At 66.4% G+C, this 20,277-nt stretch carries 18 protein-coding genes; 14 read left to right on the top strand and 4 right to left on the bottom strand.

From position 1 onward, the window contains the following. Positions 1-75: 75 nt before the first annotated feature. From ACZ5YA_RS33470 to ACZ5YA_RS33450, 5 genes are all read left to right on the top strand, one after another. Complete coding sequence (locus tag ACZ5YA_RS33470; RefSeq protein WP_059378881.1) at positions 76-969, top strand: DMT family transporter; 894 nt, start codon at positions 76-78, stop codon at positions 967-969. Positions 970-1,002: 33 nt separating this feature from the next. After that, entirely contained in the window at positions 1,003-1,509 is a 507-nt protein-coding gene (locus ACZ5YA_RS33465) for a MarR family winged helix-turn-helix transcriptional regulator (protein WP_054458746.1), read from the top strand. A 96-nt stretch (positions 1,510-1,605) separates the two neighbouring features. Then, the gene (locus ACZ5YA_RS33460) at positions 1,606-3,027 is read left to right on the top strand and encodes an efflux transporter outer membrane subunit (protein WP_059378877.1); all 1,422 of its coding nucleotides are present in this window, start codon (positions 1,606-1,608) and stop codon (positions 3,025-3,027) included. Between the two features lie 22 nt (positions 3,028-3,049). After that, positions 3,050-4,243: an HlyD/EmrA/EmrK family protein gene (locus ACZ5YA_RS33455; RefSeq protein WP_118933612.1), complete on the top strand. Its 1,194-nt coding sequence runs from the start codon at positions 3,050-3,052 to the stop codon at positions 4,241-4,243. After that, positions 4,240-5,838, top strand: a complete 1,599-nt coding sequence (locus ACZ5YA_RS33450) for a DHA2 family efflux MFS transporter permease subunit (protein ID WP_118933613.1) — start codon at positions 4,240-4,242, stop codon at positions 5,836-5,838. Before ACZ5YA_RS33455 ends, ACZ5YA_RS33450 begins: the two co-directional genes overlap by 4 nt. A 55-nt stretch (positions 5,839-5,893) precedes the next feature. Here the strand turns inward: ACZ5YA_RS33450 and ACZ5YA_RS33445 are convergent, their stop codons facing one another. From ACZ5YA_RS33445 to ACZ5YA_RS33435, 3 genes are all read right to left on the bottom strand, one after another. Then, positions 5,894-6,853: a hypothetical protein gene (locus ACZ5YA_RS33445; RefSeq protein WP_059378873.1), complete on the bottom strand. Its 960-nt coding sequence runs from the start codon at positions 6,851-6,853 to the stop codon at positions 5,894-5,896. Positions 6,854-6,886: 33 nt separating this feature from the next. Further along, positions 6,887-7,954 (bottom strand): tartrate dehydrogenase, encoded by a 1,068-nt coding sequence (locus ACZ5YA_RS33440; RefSeq protein ID WP_059379033.1) that lies wholly within the window; start codon positions 7,952-7,954, stop codon positions 6,887-6,889. A 152-nt stretch (positions 7,955-8,106) separates the two neighbouring features. Beyond that, positions 8,107-9,633: a helicase HerA-like C-terminal domain-containing protein gene (locus ACZ5YA_RS33435; RefSeq protein ID WP_059379031.1), complete on the bottom strand. Its 1,527-nt coding sequence runs from the start codon at positions 9,631-9,633 to the stop codon at positions 8,107-8,109. A gap of 161 nt (positions 9,634-9,794) precedes the next feature. Here ACZ5YA_RS33435 and ACZ5YA_RS33430 point away from each other — a divergent pair, with 161 nt between their 5' ends. From ACZ5YA_RS33430 to ACZ5YA_RS33400, 7 genes are all read left to right on the top strand, one after another. Beyond that, positions 9,795-10,526, top strand: coding sequence for a YebC/PmpR family DNA-binding transcriptional regulator (locus ACZ5YA_RS33430; protein WP_059378872.1), 732 nt, complete (start codon positions 9,795-9,797; stop codon positions 10,524-10,526). A gap of 138 nt (positions 10,527-10,664) precedes the next feature. After that, positions 10,665-11,972 (top strand): phosphoribosylamine--glycine ligase, encoded by a 1,308-nt coding sequence (purD, locus tag ACZ5YA_RS33425; RefSeq protein ID WP_054458757.1) that lies wholly within the window; start codon positions 10,665-10,667, stop codon positions 11,970-11,972. A 12-nt stretch (positions 11,973-11,984) separates the two neighbouring features. Beyond that, positions 11,985-12,896, top strand: coding sequence for an oxygen-dependent coproporphyrinogen oxidase (gene hemF, locus ACZ5YA_RS33420; protein ID WP_059378870.1), 912 nt, complete (start codon positions 11,985-11,987; stop codon positions 12,894-12,896). Beyond that, positions 12,893-13,480 carry a nicotinate (nicotinamide) nucleotide adenylyltransferase gene (gene nadD / locus ACZ5YA_RS33415; RefSeq protein WP_118933615.1) on the top strand — a complete coding sequence of 196 codons (588 nt, stop codon included), beginning with the start codon at positions 12,893-12,895 and terminating at the stop codon, positions 13,478-13,480. Before hemF ends, nadD begins: the two co-directional genes overlap by 4 nt. A 75-nt stretch (positions 13,481-13,555) precedes the next feature. Continuing rightward, on the top strand, positions 13,556-13,957 hold the full coding sequence (gene rsfS, locus ACZ5YA_RS33410; RefSeq protein WP_013392761.1) for a ribosome silencing factor: 402 nt from the start codon (positions 13,556-13,558) through the stop codon (positions 13,955-13,957). 7 nt (positions 13,958-13,964) lie between these two features. After that, positions 13,965-14,435: a 23S rRNA (pseudouridine(1915)-N(3))-methyltransferase RlmH gene (gene rlmH, locus ACZ5YA_RS33405; RefSeq protein ID WP_059378867.1), complete on the top strand. Its 471-nt coding sequence runs from the start codon at positions 13,965-13,967 to the stop codon at positions 14,433-14,435. A 35-nt stretch (positions 14,436-14,470) separates the two neighbouring features. Continuing rightward, entirely contained in the window at positions 14,471-15,085 is a 615-nt protein-coding gene (locus ACZ5YA_RS33400) for a Maf family protein (RefSeq protein ID WP_464091831.1), read from the top strand. A 131-nt stretch (positions 15,086-15,216) separates the two neighbouring features. Here ACZ5YA_RS33400 and ACZ5YA_RS33395 read toward each other — a convergent pair whose 3' ends face one another. Beyond that, positions 15,217-16,590, bottom strand: a complete 1,374-nt coding sequence (locus tag ACZ5YA_RS33395) for a dicarboxylate/amino acid:cation symporter (protein ID WP_251877094.1) — start codon at positions 16,588-16,590, stop codon at positions 15,217-15,219. Positions 16,591-16,882: 292 nt separating this feature from the next. On the opposite strand from ACZ5YA_RS33395, the gene ACZ5YA_RS33390 reads away from it, so the two are divergent. Beyond that, positions 16,883-18,862 carry a sensor histidine kinase gene (locus tag ACZ5YA_RS33390; RefSeq protein ID WP_464091830.1) on the top strand — a complete coding sequence of 660 codons (1,980 nt, stop codon included), beginning with the start codon at positions 16,883-16,885 and terminating at the stop codon, positions 18,860-18,862. Beyond that, positions 18,846-20,255, top strand: coding sequence for a sigma-54-dependent transcriptional regulator (locus tag ACZ5YA_RS33385; protein ID WP_280016812.1), 1,410 nt, complete (start codon positions 18,846-18,848; stop codon positions 20,253-20,255). The genes ACZ5YA_RS33390 and ACZ5YA_RS33385 overlap by 17 nt, the downstream gene beginning before the upstream one ends. The last annotated feature ends 22 nt before the right edge of the window (positions 20,256-20,277 follow it).

Genomic DNA, 20,277 nt, shown 5'->3' with positions numbered 1-20,277 from the left:
CGATGATTTTAGATTCAGCGCCAAAACGCCGCACGCCTTTACCCACGCTTTCTTCGCCATACGCCTGCCTCACGCATGACCCGACACCGCGCCCTCACCTACATCCACGTTGCCGCCGTGCTTTTCGGCCTGACCGGCGTGTTCGGCGAATTGATCCAGGCCAGCGCCGCCGTGATCACGCTGGGCCGGGCCGTCTTCGCGGTGCTCGCGCTGGGGCTGTTCGCGCGCATGCGCCGCAAGCCGCTGCTGGGCGCCCTGACGCCCGCGCAGCTGTTCGTGCTGGTGGTATCCGGCGCCCTGCTGGCGGGTCACTGGGTCACCTTCTTCATCGCCGTGAAAGTCGGCGGCATCGCCATCGCCACGCTGGGTTTCGCCAGCTTCCCCGCTTTCATCACCTTGTTCGAGGGGTTGCTCTTCCGGGAACGCATCCGCCCGACCGAATGGTTGCTGCTGGGCCTGGTGACTGCAGGCCTGGTTCTGGTCACGCCCGCGTTCGACCTGGCCGACCAGGGCACCATCGGCCTGGCCTGGGGCCTGTTGTCGGGCCTGAGCTTCGCCCTGCTGGCGTTGAGCAACCGCCGTTCGGCCTCGGGCATGGACCCGATGCAGGTAGCCTGCTGGCAGAACCTGATCGTGGCGCTGGTAATGCTGCCCTTCGCCGTGTCCCAGTTGCCCGCGCTGCCTGCGCTGGACTGGTTCTGGCTGGCGCTGCTGGGCGTCTTCTGCACGGGCTTATCCCACTATCTGTTCGTCTCCAGCCTGACGCGGCTGAACGCGCGCAGCGCCGGACTGGTCATCGCGCTGGAGCCCGTCTACGCGATCGCGTTCGCCTGGGCGCTGTTCAGCCAGGAACCGACGCCGCGCATGATGGCGGGCGCCGCCCTGATCGTGGCCGCCATCGTCTGGTCGGGCCTGCGCAAGCAGGCGCCCGCCGCACAGCCGGACCCTGCGGTGAAAACACAGCCTTGACAATAACTGACTAGGCAGTAAAATTCGGCGCATATGACTGCTGCGCCTCCCCCTTCCCCGTCCGACGGCCCCGTCCATTACCGTGCAGACGCCAGCTGCGTGATGGATGAAAACGCCGGCTTCCTGATCAAGCTGGTCTCCAATTCCCTGAACCGGATGCTGGACCAGGAAATGGCCCCGCTGGAGCTCACCGCGATGCAATGGCGTCCCGTGCTGCTGGTATTCCAGGGCCGCGCCGATACGCCCGCGGAACTCGCCAGGCTCACCGGCATGGACACGGGCGCCATGACCCGCGCATTGGACCGGCTGGAAGCCAAGGGCCTGCTGCGCCGCAACCGATGCCAGACGGACCGCCGGGTCGTCAAGATCGAACTCACCGAGATCGGCGAGGCCAAGGCGCGCGCGATCCCGCCCAATATCGCGCGAGTCCTGAATTACCACCTGCGCGGGTTTTCCAGCGACGAAGTCGCGCAGCTCAAGCACCTGCTGCGCCGGATGATCGCCAACGGCTCTGCCTCGTCAGCACCTCCAAACCGCTAAGGGCCGCCAGCGAACCCCGGCTTTCGGGGTTTTATTTGGCATAATGATTGCCTAGGCAAATACAGATCAATCAATTACTTTCAGCAAACAGTCAGGATGAAACGCCTTCTTACTACCGTATTGGTGCTGGCCCTGAGCGGTTGCGCATTGATGGAATCCGGCTCCGAGCCCGTGGCCGCGCTGGACGGCGCCAAGCTGGGGCTCACCAGCCAGGACACCGTCTGGCCTGAAACCCAATGGTGGCAGCGCTACGGCGATCCGCAGCTCAATGCCTTGCTGGACGAGGGCTTGGCCAACAACCCCTCGATGAGCGCGGCGCAAGCCCGCCTGGCCAAGGCCAATGCCGCGGTCGGCATCGCACGCGCCCCGCTGCTGCCCCGGGTGGACGCCAACTACACGCTGACCCGCGAACACCTGTCCAAGGATTACATCTACCCCGCTCCCATGGGCGGCTCGGTCGTGAGCGACAACCGCCTGGCGCTGGACTTCAGCTATGAGCTGGACTTCTGGGGCAAGAACCGCTCGCGCCTGCAAGCGGCCGTGTCACAGCAGGCCGCCGCCGCGGCCGACGCGCAGGCGGCGCGCAATCTGCTGGCCGGCGCCCTGGTCCGCGCCTACCTGAACCTGCAGAACGCCTTTGCCCAGCGCGACGTGCTCAACCGCGTGCTGGCCCAGCGCGCCGAGGTGCTGTCGCTGACCCAGGGCCGCTACACGGCCGGACTGGACACCCAGGTGGAAGTCAAACAGGCGGAATCGTCGCTGGCCGCCGGCAAGGTCGAACTGACCCAGACCGACACCACGCTGGCGCAGCTGCGCAATCAGGTCGCCGCGCTGGCCGGGGCCGGTCCGCAACGCGGGCAATCCTTGCAGCCGGTGGCGCTGACGGCGCCCGCCGGCGGCGTGCCCGCCAACGTGCCGCTGGACCTGCTGGGCCACCGCCCCGACGTCACCGCCGCGAAATGGCGCGCCGAAGCCGCCCGCCACGCCATCGACAGCGCCCGCGCCGAGTTCTACCCCAATGTGAACCTGGCGGCGTTCGTCGGCTTCCAGGCCATGGGCACCGGCAACCTGCTGGGCGCGGATGCCCGCATGGCCGGTTTCGGCCCGGCGGTCACGCTGCCGATCTTCCACGGCGGCGAATTGAACGCCAACCTGGCGGGCCGGCGCGCCGACGCCGACCTCGCGGTGTCGGACTACAACCAGACCGTGCTGGACGCCGTGCACCAGGTGGCCGACGCGCTCGACGGCCTGCGCCTGCTGGACCAGGAAAAGGCCCAGCAGCGCCAGGCCCGCGAAGCCATCGACGCCGCCTACGACCTGGCCGTCAAGCGCTACAAGGCCGGCATGGGCAACTACATCTCCGTGCTCATCGCGCAGACCGGCGTGCTGACCCAGGCGCGGCTGGACACCGATCTGCGTATCCGCGCCTATCAGCTGGACGCCAGTCTCGCCAACGCGCTGGGCGGCGGCTACGCCCCCGCGGCCGAGCCGGCCCCCGCCACGAACTCCACCCATTGAACGTTCCCCGGACTCAGACGTCATGACCGCAGCCACACCCGCCGCCAACCCCGCCCGCAAACGCCTGCTGCTGCTGGCCACCGGGGCCTTCATACTCATCGCGATCGCCTACGGCATCTGGTGGGCGCTGTTCGGCGCCCACTTCGAGAGCACCGACGACGCCTACGTGCACGGCAACCTGGTGCAGATCACGCCGCAAGTGCCCGGCACGGTCGTGGCCATCGAGGCCGACGACACCGAAACCGTGGCCGCAGGCCAGCCGCTGGTGCGCCTGGATCCGGCCGACACCGACGTGGCCTTGCAGCAGGCCCAGGCCAAGCTGGCGCAAACGGTGCGCCAGGTGCGCACCATCTACGTCCAGAACGACGCCCTGGCCGCCGACGTCGACCTGCGCAACGCCGACATCCTGCGCGCCCAGGCCGAGCTGACCCGCGCGCAAAGCGACGTCAACCGCCGCCAGCAGCTGGCCAAGTCCGGCGGCGTCAGCGGCGAAGAGATCCTGCACGCCGAAGCCGCGCTGAAGTCCGCCCAGTCCGGCCTGGCGCAAGCGCGCGCGGCGCTGGCAGCTTCCCGCGCCAAGCTGGCCACCAACCAGGCCCTGACCCAGGGCACCACGGTCGCCAACCACCCCGACGTGCAGCAGGCCGCCGCCGGCCTGCGCAACGCCTGGCTGGCGCAGTCGCGCACCGTACTGCCCGCTCCGGTGGGCGGCGTGGTGGCCCGGCGCAGTGTGCAGGTCGGCCAGCGCGTCGCGCCCGGCTCGGCCCTGATGACGGTGGTGCCGCTGGACCAGGTGTGGGTCGAAGCCAACTTCAAGGAAGGCCAGCTGCGCAAGATGCGCATCGGCCAGCCGGCCAAGATGGTGGCCGACCTGTACGGCAGCGCGGTCACCTACCACGGCACCATCGCGGGCCTGGACGCCGGCACGGGCAGCGCCTTCGCGCTGCTGCCCGCCCAGAACGCCACCGGCAACTGGATCAAGGTGGTGCAGCGCGTGCCGGTGCGCATCGCGCTGGACCCCGAGGACCTGAAGAAGCACCCGCTGCGCGTGGGTCTGTCTATGGACGTGGAAGTCGACGTGGGCAAGCAGGAAGGCGAACCGCTGACGCAGGCCGAACGCAAGGAACCGGCCTGGTCGACGCGCGCCTTCGAGCCGGCCCATGATGAAGTCGACGCCATGATCAGCAAGATCATCGAGGCCAACCTCGCATCATGAGCGCCGCCAAGCAGCCTGCCGCCGCGCCGGCGCCCCCGCCAGGCTCCCACCCGCCGCTGGAAGGCGCGACCCGCATCATCGGGTCCATCGCGCTGTCCACGGCGGTGTTCATGAACGTGCTGGACACCTCGATCGCGAATGTGTCCATCCCCACCATCTCGGGCGACCTGGGCGTCAGCACCAGCCAGGGCACCTGGGTCATCACTTCGTTTGCCGTGGCCAACGCGATCACGGTGCCGCTGACGGGCTGGCTCACGCAACGCTTCGGACAGGTGCGGCTGTTTCTGGTTTCCACGCTGCTGTTCGTGCTGGCGTCGTGGCTGTGCGGCTTTGCGCCCTCGCTGGAAGCGCTGATCGCGTTCCGCGTGCTGCAAGGCGCGGTCGCCGGGCCCATGATTCCGCTGTCGCAAGCGTTGATGCTGGCGAGCTTCCCCAAGTCCAAGGCGGGCATGGCGCTGGCGGTCTGGTCCATGACCACGCTGGTCGCGCCCGTCGCCGGGCCGCTGCTGGGCGGCTGGATCTCCGACAACTACACCTGGCCGTGGATCTTCTACATCAACGTGCCGGTGGGCCTGCTGGCCGCCTGGATCAGCTGGCGCATCTATGGCGACCGCGAATCGGTCACGCGCAAGCTGCCGATCGACAAGGTCGGCCTGGCGCTGCTGGTGTTGTGGGTAGGCGCGCTGCAGATCATGCTGGACAAGGGCAAGGAGCTGGACTGGTTCGCCAGCGGCACCATCATCGCGCTGGCCGCGACCGCCTTCGTCGCCTTCGTCTTCTTCCTGATCTGGGAACTGACCGACGCCCACCCCGTGGTGGATCTGCGCCTGTTCAAGATCCGCAATTTCACGGTCGGCGCGCTGACGCTGGCGGTGGCCTATGGCGTCTTCTTCGGCAACGTGGTGCTGCTGCCGCTCTGGCTGCAAAGCAACATGGGCTACACCGCGACTTACGCGGGGTTGGTGACCGCGCCGGTGGGCCTGCTGGCGATCCTGCTGACGCCCATCGTCGGCAAGATGCTGGCCACGCGCGATCCGCGGCAAATCGCAACGGTGGCGTTCCTGATCTTCGCGCTGGTGTGCTTCATGCGTTCCGGATTCAACACCCAGACCGATGTCCGCACGCTGATGGTGCCGACCATCATCCAGGGCGCGGCCATGGCGACGTTCTTCGTGCCGCTTACCTCGATCACGCTGTCCAGCATCGAGCCGTGGCGCATCCCCGCGGCCTCGGGCCTGTCGAACTTCCTGCGCCTGACCGCGGGCGCGTTCGGCACATCCATCGCCACCACGCTGTGGGAAAACCGCGCAACCATGCATCACGCGCAGCTCACCGAAGTCGCCAAGCCCGGCCAGCAGGCGTTCGACCAGACCATGGCGACGCTGCAGAACGGGCTGGGCGTGACGCATCAGCAAGCGCTGACGATGGTGGACGGGCTGATCAATGCGCAAGCCTTCACCATGTCGGCGGTGGACGTGTTCTATGCCTCCGCGATCATCTTCCTGGCCCTGACCGGCCTGGTGTGGTTTGCCCGTCCCCGGTCGGCCAAGGCGGGCGGCGGCGGCGCGGCCGAAGCGGCCGCAGGCGCCCACTAGGGCGCAGCGCCTGGTCCCGGATCGCGTTGCGTCCAGGACCAGGCGATACCTTCCCCTATTCCTTCAACAAGACCTGCCAGTCGGCGCGCTCGATGACGTCGGCCGGCAAGGCGCTGATGGGCGACAGGTTGAACACCGAGATGCCGCGCGCGCGCCATTGCGCTGCCGCGAAGCGGAACGATGGCTCGATAAGTTGCGCGAACTTGCGCGCCAGCCTGCTGGACTGGGGCGTCTGCCCCTCATTGTAGAAGCGCAAGCCGTTCTGCAGCGTCAGATCCAGCCCATGCGTGTAGACCTTGCGTGCGCCGCTGGATACCAGCACCTGCAAGGCGGCATAGGCCACGGTATCGGCGTCGAACACGCCCAGTTCCACATTGAAGCTGAATCCCATGCCCCTTTTCGCGTCCAGCAGTTGCACGTCGGGCGAGGCTGCCGCCATGCGCTGCAGCACGGCCGGCGCGGAAATGCGTTGGTAGGCGCGTTCGGCGATCAGTTCGATGATGCAGATGCGGCAGCGGATCGACTCCTGCGGCAGCCCCTGCATGATGTAGCGCAGGACCTCGGGCAAGACGTACAGGGTCAGGTCGCGCGACACGATCTCGCGCACCAGATCGATACGCTGGCGCACGAAGTTCTGGTCGATGATGCAGTAATACTTGAACGGCAGATCGAACTTGCGCGCCAGCATGATGGCGCCGTTCACGCCCATCGCCGTACGGATATTCAGCCGGTCGTAGGGTATCTGAGTGACCGACGGTCCGCTCAGGATCAGATGAATTTCCTCGTCGGCAGCATCGTAGCCTTGGGCTAGCGGCGTGACTGGCTGCGACCGGCCAAAGGCGCGAAAGCCGCAAATAACGCCCGATCGATCCCTCCAGATGCGCACGAACGGCCACAGATGTTGATTGTGCCGCTGCGTGCGCGACCGGAGTACGCGGAACAGCTTGCGCGCAAACCGGTCGGCCCTTCCGCCGCCCACGGGGGCGGAGGAAGGGGAAAAAACGGAATCGTCCATGGACTAGTCTGTGAGCCTAGCCAGCGGCTTGCCTCAGCCCGCCGCGACCAGCGCGGCAATCGCGCTGCCGACGTCGGCGGTGGAGGCGGTGCCTTTCATGTCCCGGGTGCGCGGACCTTCCGCCAGGACGGTCTCGATGGCCTTGACGACCGCCGCCGACGCGTCTGGATAACCCAGGAAATCCAGCATCAGCGCGCCGCTCCAGATCTGGCCGATCGGGTTGGCGATGCCCTTGCCGTAGATGTCCGGCGCCGAACCGTGCACCGGTTCGAACAGGGACGGGAACTTGCGTTCAGGGTTCAGGTTGGCCGAAGGCGCGATGCCGATGGTGCCCGTGCAGGCCGGCCCCAGGTCGGACAGGATGTCGCCAAACAAGTTGGAAGCCACCACCACGTCAAACCAATCGGGATGCTGCACGAAATGCGCGCACAGGATGTCGATGTGGTACTTGTCCCAGCGCACGTCCGGGTACTTTTCGCCCATCTCGGCCACGCGCTCGTCCCACCAGGGCATCGAAATGGAAATGCCGTTGGACTTGGTAGCCGCGGTCAGATGCTTGCCGCGCTTCTGGGCCAGTTCAAAAGCGAACTTGAGCACGCGATCGGCGCCGATGCGCGTGAAGACGCTTTCCTGAATGACCACTTCACGCTCGGTGCCCGCGAACAGGCGGCCGCCGCTGTTGGAGTATTCGCCTTCGGTGTTCTCGCGCACGATGAAGAAGTCGATCTCGCCGGGCTGGCGGTCCTTCAGCGGCGAAGGCACGCCGGGCATCAGGCGCACCGGGCGCAGGTTGATGTACTGGTCGAACTCGCGGCGGAACTTGAACAGCGAGCCCCACAGCGCTTCGTGGTCAGGCACCGTGGCGGGCCAGCCTATCGAGCCGAAGAAAATCGCTTCATGCTGGCCGATCTGCGCCTGCCAGTCGTCCGGCATCATCTTGCCGTGCTTGGCGTAGTAGTCGCAGCTCCAGTCGAAATGGTCCCACTGAAAATCGATGCCAAATCGCGTTGCGACCGCATCCAGCACTTTCAAGCCTTCGGGCACGACTTCCTTGCCGATGCCGTCTCCGGGAATCACCGCTATCTTGTGTTTCTTTGCCACCACGTCTTCCTTTGTTTTCTTTGGATGCATCGCGCGTGCCACGGGTCTGAGCGGCCACGCGCGACCTCCTTGTCATTGCACGGGAATGTTACTCGATACGGCCCCAAATCGGGCGTACCAACGACGTCCGGCAGGCTCGCCGGACGAGGGATTCAACGCCGGCCTTTCGAGCCCAGCAAGGAACCCAAAATGCCCCGGGTCAATTCACGCGCGATCGACCGGACCGTGCTCTTGGCCATGGTCTGCACCACACCGTCGCGCTTGCCGCCGCGCGGGCCCGTCGACCCGAACAGAACCTCGTTCAAACTGTCCATCAGACCGCCGCCCGATTCTTCCGCGGCGCCCTTGCCTTCGGGCTGCGCGGAACCGTTCCTGGCCGCGCCGGCCTGGTCCGCCGGCTTGGCCGCGCGCCCGGCCAGTACTTCATAGGCGGACTCGCGGTCTATCGATTTCTCGTACTTCGACGCCAGCGGGCTGCCCTGGCGCAGCGCTTGCCGCTCCGCGTCGGTCGCCGGGCCGATCCGGCTGGCCGGCGGCACGATGTAGGCGCGTTCGGTCGGCATCGGCCGCCCCTTGGGGTCCAGCAAGGAAATCAGCGCCTCGCCCACGCCCAGCTCGGTGATGGCGGCCTCGATGTCCAGCCCCGGATTGGGCCGCATCGTCTGGGCCGCCGTCTTCACCGCCTTCTGGTCGCGCGGCGTGAACGCCCGCAAGGCGTGCTGGACGCGGTTGCCCAATTGCCCCAGCACGGTGTCGGGGATGTCCAGCGGATTCTGCGTCACGAAATAGACGCCCACTCCCTTGGAGCGGACCAGGCGCACCACCTGCTCGATCTTGTTCAGCAGCGCGGCGGGCGCGTCATTGAACAGCAGGTGGGCTTCGTCGAAGAAAAACACCAGCTTGGGCTGGTCCATGTCGCCGACTTCGGGCAGCTTCTCGTACAAGTCCGCCAGCAGCCACAACAGGAAGATGGCATACAGGCGTGGCGCCTGCATCAGCTTGTCCGCGGCCAGCACGTTGACCATGCCGCGCCCCTGCGCGTCCGTGCGCATCAGGTCGGCCACGTCCAGCATGGGTTCGCCGAAGAATTTCTCCGCGCCCTGCGATTCCAGGGCCAGCAAGCCGCGCTGGATCGCGCCGATGCTGGCGGAAGACACATTGCCGTAACGCGTCTTCAGTTCCGAAGCGCGGTCGGCGACGTTCTGCAGCATGGCGCGCAGGTCCTTCAGGTCCAGCAGCAACTGGCCTTCGTCATCCGCGACCTTGAAGACCAGCGTCAGCACGCCTTCCTGCGTATCGTTCAATTCCAGGATGCGGGACAGCAGCAGCGGCCCCATGTCCGACACGGTGGCCCGCACCGGCAGCCCCTGCTCGCCGAACACGTCCCACAAGGTGACGGGGCTGGCCGCCCAGGCCGGTTCGCTCAGGCCCAGGTTCTTCAGGCGTTCCAGCAGCTTGGGAGTCGCCGCGCCGGCCTGGGAAATGCCGGTCAGGTCGCCCTTGACGTCGGCCATGAACACCGGCGTACCGATACGCGAGAAGGATTCCGCCAGAACCTGCAGGGTGACGGTCTTGCCGGTGCCCGTGGCCCCCGTGATGCAGCCGTGGCGGTTCGCCAGGGCGGGCAGCAGCGCCAATTCGGTCTGTGCATTCTTGGCGATGACGATGGGGTTGGGCATGTGCAGCTCTCCGGACCAGGGAATCAGATGGATGCCCAAGTGTAGAGCCTGCTGCGCCGCTTGTGCGCGTGGCAATATGGACACATGCGGTCCGCCCCCGGGCGCGCTGGGCGCTGGCACGGTAAAATGCCATTTTTGCAGACAAATTACCCTGGGAAGCCATGGCCGGACACAGCAAATGGGCCAATATTCAGCACCGCAAAGGGCGCCAAGACGCCAAGCGCGGAAAGCTCTGGACCAAGATCATTCGTGAAATCACCGTGGCGGCGCGTGCCGGCGGCCCTGACCCGGACAGCAACCCGCGTCTGCGCATGGCCTGGGACAAGGCCACCGACGCCAACATGCCCAAGGACAACATCCAGCGCGCCATCCAGCGCGGCGCGGGCGGCGCCGACGGCGAGGCCTACGAAGAAGTCCGCTACGAAGGCTACGGCATCGGCGGCGCAGCCGTGATCGTCGACTGCATGACCGACAACCGCACCCGCACCGTCGCCGAAGTGCGCCACGCCTTCGCCAAGAACGGCGGCAACCTGGGCCAGGAAGGCTCGGTCGCCTTCATGTTCAAGCATTGCGGCCAATTCGTGTTCGCCCCCGGAACCTCGGAAGACAAGGTCATGGAAGCCGCCCTCGAAGCCGGCGCCGAAGACGTGACGACCGACGAGGAAGGCGTGATCGAAGTGGTCTGCGCCCCGGCTGACTACGCCGCCGTGCGCGGCGCCTTCGACGCCGCCGGCCTGAAGGCCGAAGTGGACGGCATCGTCATGAAGGCCCTCAACGAGACCGAACTCGCCGGCGAAGACGCCATCAAGATGCAAAAACTGCTCGACGCCCTGGAAGGCTTGGACGACGTGCAGGAAGTCTATACGAACGTCGTTTTCGACGAAGCGCAGTAAACCCATTACCCTGGCGCCGGGCGGGCCTTGCCTGTCCGGCGCCACGCTGTCACCGGATCCGGGTCCGCCTGGATCCTGGCCTACTCCACGGGCTGGCGCCTTGCGGCGCTCGACTGGCAACCTTAAGAACCACGCAACATGAAACTCCTGGTAATTGGCTCTGGCGGCCGAGAACACGCCCTCGCCTGGCGGCTGGCCCGCTCCCCGCGCGTCCACAAGGTATACGTCGCTCCCGGCAACGGCGGCACGCAACGCGCCGAACAGATCGAGAACGTCCCGTTCACCAATGCCGAGGAATTGGCTGATTTCGTGCAACGCGAAGGCGTCGCCCTGACCGTCGTCGGCCCTGAAGCCCCCCTGGCCGCCGGCGTCGTCGACGTGTTCCGCGCCCGCGGCCTGAAGATCTTCGGCCCCACCAAGGCCGCCGCTCAGTTGGAAAGCTCGAAGGACTACGCCAAGGCCTTCATGGTCCGGCACAACATCCCGACCGCCCGCTACGAAACCTTCACCGATCCGGCCAAGGCGCATGCCTACATCGACCAGGAAGGCGCTCCCATCGTCATCAAGGCCGACGGCCTGGCCGCGGGCAAGGGCGTCGTGGTCGCCGCCACGCTGGAAGAAGCGCATGCCGCCGTGGACGCCATGCTGGGCGACGGCTCCATGGGCGCCGCCGGCGCGCGCGTCGTCATCGAGGAATGCCTGGTGGGCGAAGAAGCCAGCTTCATCGTCATGTGCGACGGCCGCAACGTGCTGGCCCTGGCCACCAGCCAGGACCACAAGCGCCTGCAGGACGGCGACCAGGGCCCCAACACCGGCGGCATGGGCGCGTATTCGCCCGCGCCCATCGTCACCCCGGAACTGCACCACCGCATCATGCGCGAAATCATCCTGCCGACCGTGCAGGGCATGACGCGCGACGGCATCCCGTACACGGGCTTCCTGTACGCCGGCCTGATGATCGCCCCGGGCGACGACCCCGACCGCGAGATCAAGACCCTGGAATTCAACTGCCGCATGGGCGATCCTGAAACGCAACCCATCATGATGCGCGTCAAGAGCGACCTGCTGGACGCCCTGGAGCATGCCGTCGACGGCACGCTCGACCAGGCCGACATCACCTGGGACCGCCGTACTGCCCTGGGCGCCGTGCTGGCCGCGCACAACTACCCCAACACGCCGCGCACCGGCGATGTCATCCGCGGCCTGCCCGCCGACGCCGAAGACTGCATGGTGTTCCACGCCGCCACCAAGCTCGACGGCGACGAAGTCAAGACCACCGGCGGCCGCGTGCTGTGCGTCACGGCGCTGGGCGACTCCGTCAAGATGGCCCGCGACCGCGTCTACGAAGCGATCGACGGCATCCACTTCGACGGCCGCCAGTACCGCAGCGACATCGGCTGGCGAGCGCTCAAGCCCTCGCAGCAGAAGTCCAAGCCCAACGCCTAGCCGGAACCGTCAATGAACGCCTTGCCCGTCTCTTCCGTCCGGGACTACCTCACCGGCTTGCAGGCCCGCATCGTCGGCGCCCTGGAAGCCGCCGAGGGCGCAGCCTTCCGTACCGACGAATGGGTCCGCCCCGAGGGCGGCGGCGGGCTGTCGCGCCTGCTGGAAGGCGGCTCGCTGTTCGAACGGGCCGGCGTGCTGTTCAGCCACGTCCAGGGCAGCAAGCTGCCGCCCTCGGCCAGCGCGCACCGCCCGGAACTGGCCGGCCGTTCCTGGGAAGCCATGGGCGTGTCCATGGTGCTGCATCCGCGCAATCCCTATGTGCCCACCACGCACATGAACGTGCGCATGTTCCTGGCCGCCGCGCGGCCTGGCCACGACGAGGCCGACGTCTTCTGGTTCGGCGGCGGCATCGACCTGACGCCCTACTATCCCTACGAGGAAGACGCCCGCCATTTCCACGCCACCTGCCGCGATGCGCTGGCTGGCCATGGCGCCGACTACTACCCGCGCTACAAGCGCTGGTGCGACGAGTATTTCTTCCTCAAGCACCGCAATGAAACGCGCGGCGTGGGCGGCATCTTCTACGACGACCTGAACGCTCCCGGCTTTGACGCCTCGTTCGCGCTGACCCGTTCGGTGGGCGACGCCTTCCTGCCGGCCTACATGCCGATCGTGGAACGCCGCCGCGACCAATCCTACGGCGAACGCGAGCGCGATTTCCAGGCCTACCGCCGTGGACGCTATGTGGAGTTCAACCTGGTCTTCGACCGCGGCACGCTGTTCGGCCTGCAGTCCGGCGGACGCACCGAGTCGATCCTGCTGTCCATGCCGCCGCTGGCGCAGTGGCGCTACGACTGGCAGCCCGAAGCGGGTACGCCCGAGGCCGAATTGGCCGCCTACCTCAAACCGCGGGACTGGGTTTGAAGCGCATCGGCCTGCTGGGTGGCAGTTTCGACCCCGTCCACGTCGCGCACATCGCCCTGGCGCAAAATGCCTTGCAGACGCTGGGCCTGGCCGAGGTGCAGCTCATCCCCGCGGCCAATCCCTGGCAGCGTGCAGCGTTGCACGCCACGGCCGAACAACGCCGCGACATGCTCCAACTGGCCATCGCCGGCCATGCGCACCTGATCGTCAATCCCATTGAAATCGAACGCGGCGGCGCGACCTACACGATAGACACGCTGCGCGCCCTCCCCCAGGACGCGCGCTATGTCTGGTTGCTGGGTACCGACCAGTTGGCGAATTTCTGCACTTGGCGCGACTGGCAGGACATCGCCAGCCTGGTGGACCTGGCCGTCGCCACCCGCCCGGGCACGGCGCTCACCGCCCCGCCGGCGCTGGCCGAACACCTGCGCCGCCAGGGTCGCGAACTGCAGGAGCTGCCTTTTGCTCCCATGCCGGTTTCGGCCTCGCAGATCCGCCAGCGCCTGGCGCAAGGCGAATCGACCGAGGGCCTGCTTGCCGCACCGGTGGCCGCGTATATTGCGGCGCACCATCTTTACCGATAAACCTACACCCGCGGTGCGCTGAAAGCGCCACGGGGCCAGCATCCGCTGTCCGCCCGCGGGTTATATTTACTGACTATGGATATACAAAAACTCCAACGCGCCGTCATCGACGCCCTCGAAGACGTCAAGGCGCAAGACATCAAGGTCTACAACACCACGCATCTGACCAGCCTGTTCGATCGCGTCGTGATTGCAAGCGCCACCTCCAACCGCCAGACCCGCGCCCTCGCTTCCAGCGTCGCGGACCGCGGCCGCGCGCTCGACCTCTCCGGCATCACCATCGAAGGCGAAGACACCGGCGAATGGGTCGTGGTCGACCTGGGCGACGTAGTCGTGCACATCATGCAACCCGCCATCCGCCAGTACTACAACCTGGAAGAAATCTGGGGCGGCAAGCCGGTGCGCGTGAAGCTCCTGCCCGAGTCCACCCGCCCCGCGCCGGTCGCCAACGACGGCGCGCACGACGCCGAGTACTGAGCGCGCCGTGAAGCTGATCGTCGTGGCCGTGGGCACACGCATGCCGGACTGGGTGCAAACCGCCTGGGACGACTACGCCAAGCGCCTGCCGGCCGACTGCGCGCTGGAACTGCGCGAAATCAAACCCGAACCCCGCACCACCGGTAAAACCCCTGCCCAGATGATGGCGGCGGAAGCCAAGCGGATCGAAGCCGCCCTGCCCGCCAGTGCGTTGCGCCTGGCGCTGGACGAACGCGGACGCGACCTCACCACCATGGCGTTGTCGCAAAAGCTGGAACAATGGCGCGCAGGCGGCCAGGATGTCGCTTTTCTCGTCGGCGGCCCGGACGGGCTGGATGCCGACCTGAAGGCATCCTGTTCCGGCCAATTGCGCCTGTCCTCGCTGACGCTGCCGCACCCCATGGTGCGCGTGGTGCTGGCCGAACAGCTCTACCGGGCCTGGGCCATCATGACGAACCATCCCTACCACCGCGCCTGACCCTCTGGCCGGGCCGGCGCCCATCCCGCTGACGCATGACCGACACCGCAACCTCCGCGCGCCTCTACCTTGCCTCCGCCAGTCCCCGGCGGCGCGAGCTGCTGACCCAGGTCGGCCTGGCCCACGAAGTCCTGCTCGTACCCGCCCCGCCGGGCGAGGACGAACCCCAGCACCCTGGCGAAAGCGCCGCCAACTACGTCCAACGCACTGCGCGCGACAAGGCCTTGCGCGGACGCGATTGGATGCTCAGCCAGGACCTGCCGCAACTGCCGCTGCTGGCCGCCGACACCACCGTCATCCTGGCGGGCGCGGTACTGGGCAAGCCGGCCGACCGCGACGACGCCATACGCATTTTGCGGGCCCTGTCCGGCTCCACCCACGAAGTGCATACCGCTGTCGCCGTCTGGACTGGAAACCAGTTGCTGGAGGCCGTGTCCATCACCGAAGTCCGCATGCGCGCGCTGACGGATGAGGAAATCGGCCGCTACTGCGACAGCGGCGAACCCTACGGCAAGGCCGGCGCCTATGGCATCCAGGGTCTGGCAGGCACGTTCATTTCACATATCGCCGGCAGCTACACCGGCGTGATGGGCCTGCCCTTGTTCGAAACCGCGAACCTGTTGCGCGCGGCAGGTATACAGGTGCCCTGAAAGCTGCGGCGTCCTGCCGGAAAAAATCCCCCGAGACCGTCAAGGTCCGGGGGATTTTCTTTTTACCGCCGGGCAGCATCGCCGCATCAACAGACGCGGCCGCGCGCAGGCGACTGCGGATCTACACCGCTTCAGCCGTGCTGCATCGGCTGGCCCATGGGCAGGCCGCCAGTCCTCGGCGCTTCCTGAACCGGAGCCGGGGCAGGCACGGGCACCGGCTGCAGCTCGCCCTCAAGCGCGGCATGCAGCTGTTCCTTATCCAGTTCCCCTTCCCAGCGCGCCACGACCACGGCGGCAGTCGCGTTGCCGACCAGGTTGGTCAGCGCGCGGCATTCCGACATGAAGCGGTCCACGCCCAGAATCAGCGCCATGCCGGCGACCGGCACGGAAGGCACCACCGAGAGGGTCGCGGCCAAGGTGATGAAGCCCGCCCCGGTCACGCCCGCCGCGCCCTTGGAGCTCAGCATCGCCACCAGCAGCAGCAGGATCTGGTCGCCCAACGACAGCGGAATGTCGCAAGCCTGCGCGATGAACAGCGCCGCCATCGTCATGTAGATGTTGGTGCCGTCCAGGTTGAACGAGTAGCCGGTGGGCACGACCAGCCCGACCACCGACTTCGAGCAGCCGGCCCGTTCCATCTTCTGCATCAGCGTGGGCAACGCGGCTTCGGACGAACTGGTGCCCAGCACCAGCAGCAGTTCTTCGCGGATGTAGCGCACCAGCTTCAGGATCGAAAAGCCGTTGTAGCGCGCCACCAGGCCCAGCACCACGACCACGAACAGCACCGAGGTTGCGTAAAACGTACCCACCAGCATCGCCAGATTGATGACGGACTTGATGCCGTACTTGCCGATGGTGAAGGCCATCGCGCCAAAGGCGCCGATGGGCGCGGCCTTCATCAGGATGGCGACCAGCCTGAAGACGGGCTGCGCCAGGGCGGTCATGAAGTTCAGTATCGGCTGTCCGCGTTCGCCCACCATGGCCAGCGAAATGCCGAACAACACCGCCACGAACAGCACCTGGAGGATGTCGCCGCCGACAAACGGGCTGAAGATCGTGGTCGGAATCACGTTCATCAGGAAGCCCGTGATCGTCGAGTCATGCGCCTTGGCCACGTAGCCCGACACTGCCTTCTCGTCCAGCGTCTTGGGGTCGATGTGCATGCCGGCGCCCGGCTGGACGATGTGGCTGACGATCATGCCTACGATCAGCGCAAGCGTCGAGAACACCAGGAAGTACAGCATGGCCTTGCCCGCCACGCGACCGACCTTCTTCAGGTCGCTCATCGCGGCGATGCCGGTGGCTACGGTCAAAAAGATCACCGGCGCGATGATCATCTTCACCAGCTTGATGAAGGCGTCGCCCAGCGGTTGCATCTGCTGGCCAAGCTCGGGCTTGAACGCGCCCAGCAGCACGCCCACCACGATGGCGAAAATCACCTGCACATAAAGGATTTGATAGAACTTGAGCTTGCGCGCGGGCGCGACTTGATCCACGTCGATCATTGGGATTGTCCCCACCAAGGCCCCTTGCTCCGGGCGATTCAGCGCGGGCGACGGGGCGTTATCTGTTTTCTGGCCAGCGCGTCTCGCCGCAAGCCGATTTCACCCGGCAGACGACTCCACCAGGCTTGGCTTTACTAATGCAAGAGGCATGCCAGCATCGACCAGCCCCGCGCCTGGGCTCCAAACCCTTGATCAGAAACGAATTTTCTTCTTCCCCAGCGCACTGGCCCGACGATTTTTGGCGGAATTTCACACAGAATAGATATAGAATGTGCGAAAAACCGCACATCCCATGTCGACCCGCTCCTCCCCCCGCGATGCCTGGCCCGGTCCGGACCAGGCCAGCCAGCCGCGCCGCCCACGGCATACGCCCGTCTGGCCTTGGCCCTGGAAGGCCATCGCCATCTTGTTGGTCGTCGCCATCGTCTACGGGGTGCTGCACGCCGCCACCCTCTGGGCGCGCGACGGCGCGCTGAAGAATGCCGGGGAACAGGCACGCGTGGCAGCCCAGCTCAACGCGGCATTGCTGCGAAACAACCTGGACAAGTTCAGGGCGCTGCCCTTTGTCCTGACGCGCGATGTCGACGTGCGCGCGGCGCTGCAGGAAGGTTCGCACGGACAGATCGAATCCCTGGATGAGAAGCTCGATACGCTAAGCCGCGGCGTAGGCGCATCCGCCATTTACGTGCTGGACAAGAAAGGCCTTGCGATCGCTGCGAGCAACTGGCGCGAACCCGCCACGTTTGTCGGCGTGGACTACCAGTTCCGCCCCTATTTCCAGGGATCGGTAGCCCATGGCTCGGCCGAACATTTCGCCCTGGGCACGATCAGCCACGAGGCCGGGCTGTACTTGTCGCGGCGCGTGGACGACGTCAACGGCGCCCTGCTGGGCGTAGTCGTGTTGAAAGTGGATTTCCGGGACCTGGAGGCCGACTGGCGCCAGTCGGTCTCGCCCACTTTCGTCACCGACGAGCATGGCGTGGTGCTGTTGGGCAGTATTTCCGACTGGCGTTTCGACGTGCTGGCTCCGCTCACCCCAGACTTGGCCCGGACCTTGCGCACCAGCCTGCAATTCGGCGACGCGCCCTTCCTGCCGCTGCCCTTGCGGCCGCAGCTGCAGCCCATCAGTCACGGCCAGCTCATACGCGCCGACGTAACCCTGCCGCAGATCCCGGCAGGAACGCCAATGGTGCACACGACGCTGCCCATCGTCGAGTCCCCAGGTTGGACGCTGCATCTGTTATCACCCGTGCAGGCGGCCATCAACCAGGCTACCGCCAACGCCCAGCTGGGCGCGCTGCTGGCGCAGTGCGCGTTGGCCGCCTTGGTAGGCATCATTCTCTTCCGCCGCCACCGCAACCGCGAGCGCGCCGAACAGCAGGCCGCCGTCCACGAACAGCTGGCCTCCCTGGTCGACGAACGCACGGCTCAATTGCTGCAAGTCAACGAACAACTAGTCGATGAGATGGACGAGCGCCAGCGCACCGCCGCCCGCCTGCACACCATGCAAGAGGAGTTGGTCCAGGCCAGCAAGCTCGCGCTGCTGGGACAGGTGGCTGCCGGCGTGGCGCACGAGATCAACCAGCCTGTCGCGGCCATACGCGCCTATGCGGACAACGCCGCCGAATTCCTGCGCCGGCAAGACGAAGGCTCGGCGCAGGAGAACCTGGGCACCATCGCCGCGTTGACGGAACGGATCGGCCACATCACGGGGGAACTGCGCGCCTTTTCGCGCAAGGCTGACACATCCATCGGACCCGCCAGCCTGAAGGATTGCCTGGAGGGCGCGCTACTGCTGGTTGCCCCGCGGGCGCGGCGCCAGGGCATCGTTCTGCAACGTCCGCCCGCGGATCAGAATTACCAGGTGCTGGCCAATCGCATACGGCTGGAACAGGTGCTGGTGAATCTGCTTCAAAACGGGATGGAAGCCCTGGAAGGCCGGCCAGACGGCCGCATCGTCGTCGCGCTGCAAGACCTGGGTGCGACCGTGCAAGTCTACGTCAGCGACAACGGCCCCGGCCTGTCGGCCGAGGCGCGGGCGCACCTGTTCACTCCCTTCTACACGACCAAGGCCGAAGGACTCGGGCTGGGGCTGGTCATCTGCCGCGACATCGTCACCGAATTCGGTGGCGACTTGATCGCCGCCGGCCCGGCCGATCCCGTCTTTCCGGCTCCGCATGCCCCGGGCCGCGGAGCCATGTTCATCCTGACGTTGCGCAAGGCGCCTGGCCGGCAAAACGCTACCGAGCTACACCATGAACCGCGCTCCTGAATTTCCTCCCGCCGCACCGGCATCCATCGACGACAGCCTGCGCCAGCCGTTCTCGCCGCGCGCCGTGTTCATCGACGACGACGACGAACTGCTGCGCGCCAATGCGCAGACGCTGAAACTGCATGGCATCGCCGTGGACGCGCATGCCAGCGCGCGCTCTGCGCTGCCCGCGCTGACGCGCGATTTCGACGGCGTGGTCGTCAGCGACATTCGTATGCCCGACATGGACGGCTTGCAGCTCTTCCAGCGCTTGCGGGACATCGACCCCGACATTCCCGTCATCCTGATCACCGGCCATGGCGACATCGCCACCGCCGTGCAATGCATGCGAGACGGCGCATACGACTTCCTGGCGAAACCCTATGCCGCCGACAGGCTGATCACCGCCATCATGCACGCTGCGGAAAAGCGCCACCTTGTGCTGGAAAACCGCCGGCTGCGCGAGGCCGCGTTCGCCGTCGAGGCCGACGAAGTGCCTTTCATCGGCGCCACGCCCGCCATGCAGCGCATCAAGCAAACGCTGCGGCATATCGCGGATGCGGACGTGGACGTCCTGGTCGAAGGCGAGACCGGAACCGGCAAGGAAGTCGTTGCCACCGCCTTGCATCGCCTGAGCCGCCGCAGGCACCGCGCTCTCGTCGCGATCAATTGCGGCGCCCTGCCCGAAAGCGTCATCGAAAGCGAACTGTTCGGCCACGAGCCCGGCGCTTTCACCGGCGCCCAAAAGAAGCGTATCGGCCGCATCGAGCACGCCAGCGGCGGCACGCTGTTCCTGGACGAGATCGAAAGCATGCCGCTGGCAGTGCAGGTCAAGCTGCTACGCGTGCTTGAATCCCGCCAGATCACTCCCCTGGGCAGCAACGAAGTGCGCAATCTGGACCTGCGCGTGGTCGCCGCCACCAAGGAAGACCTGGGCAGTCCGGCCATACGCGCCAAGTTTCGCGAGGACCTGTTCTACCGCCTCAATGTCGTCACCATCCGGATTCCGCCGCTGCGCGAGCGCCGCGAGGACATTCCGCTGCTGTTTGCCCACTACCTCGGCCACGCATCGCGCCGCTTCCAGCGCGACATCCCGGAAATGCCGGCGTCCATCAAGCAACATGTCATGACGCACGATTGGCCCGGCAACGTGCGTGAACTCGCGCATTTCGCCGAACGCGTCGTTCTTGGCGTGCTGAATACCTCTGCCCAGCCAACCGCCATGGCCCAGGACGCCGCGGCGAGCCTGCCGGACCGGATGGAGCGCTTCGAAGCGCAGCTCATCCGCGAGGCACTCCAGGCGCACCAGGGCGACATCAAGGCCACCCTGGAGTCGCTGGGCATTCCGCGCAAGACCTTCTACGACAAGCTGCAGCGCCACGGCATCGACCGCCAGCAATACACGCAACAGTAGGCTGCGCGGCGTCCGCATTGCC

Source organism: Achromobacter sp. JCM 18799 (genome assembly GCF_055395645.1).
Note: the sequence above shows the minus strand (reverse complement) of the source record. Positions and strands in the feature narration are given on the sequence as shown.

Bases quoted from the DNA above. Each gene is read 5' to 3' on its own strand.
- ACZ5YA_RS33470 (WP_059378881.1), top strand. From the start codon at position 76: ATGACCCGACACCGCGCCCTCACCTACATCCACGTTGCCGCCGTGCTT.
- ACZ5YA_RS33465 (WP_054458746.1), top strand. From the start codon at position 1,003: ATGACTGCTGCGCCTCCCCCTTCCCCGTCCGACGGCCCCGTCCATTAC.
- ACZ5YA_RS33460 (WP_059378877.1), top strand. From the start codon at position 1,606: ATGAAACGCCTTCTTACTACCGTATTGGTGCTGGCCCTGAGCGGTTGC.
- ACZ5YA_RS33455 (WP_118933612.1), top strand. From the start codon at position 3,050: ATGACCGCAGCCACACCCGCCGCCAACCCCGCCCGCAAACGCCTGCTG.
- ACZ5YA_RS33450 (WP_118933613.1), top strand. From the start codon at position 4,240: ATGAGCGCCGCCAAGCAGCCTGCCGCCGCGCCGGCGCCCCCGCCAGGC.
- ACZ5YA_RS33445 (WP_059378873.1), bottom strand. From the start codon at position 6,853: ATGGACGATTCCGTTTTTTCCCCTTCCTCCGCCCCCGTGGGCGGCGGA.
- ACZ5YA_RS33435 (WP_059379031.1), bottom strand. From the start codon at position 9,633: ATGCCCAACCCCATCGTCATCGCCAAGAATGCACAGACCGAATTGGCG.
- ACZ5YA_RS33430 (WP_059378872.1), top strand. From the start codon at position 9,795: ATGGCCGGACACAGCAAATGGGCCAATATTCAGCACCGCAAAGGGCGC.
- purD (WP_054458757.1), top strand. From the start codon at position 10,665: ATGAAACTCCTGGTAATTGGCTCTGGCGGCCGAGAACACGCCCTCGCC.
- hemF (WP_059378870.1), top strand. From the start codon at position 11,985: ATGAACGCCTTGCCCGTCTCTTCCGTCCGGGACTACCTCACCGGCTTG.
- rsfS (WP_013392761.1), top strand. From the start codon at position 13,556: ATGGATATACAAAAACTCCAACGCGCCGTCATCGACGCCCTCGAAGAC.
- ACZ5YA_RS33400 (WP_464091831.1), top strand. From the start codon at position 14,471: ATGACCGACACCGCAACCTCCGCGCGCCTCTACCTTGCCTCCGCCAGT.
- ACZ5YA_RS33395 (WP_251877094.1), bottom strand. From the start codon at position 16,590: ATGATCGACGTGGATCAAGTCGCGCCCGCGCGCAAGCTCAAGTTCTAT.
- ACZ5YA_RS33390 (WP_464091830.1), top strand. From the start codon at position 16,883: ATGTCGACCCGCTCCTCCCCCCGCGATGCCTGGCCCGGTCCGGACCAG.
- ACZ5YA_RS33385 (WP_280016812.1), top strand. From the start codon at position 18,846: ATGAACCGCGCTCCTGAATTTCCTCCCGCCGCACCGGCATCCATCGAC.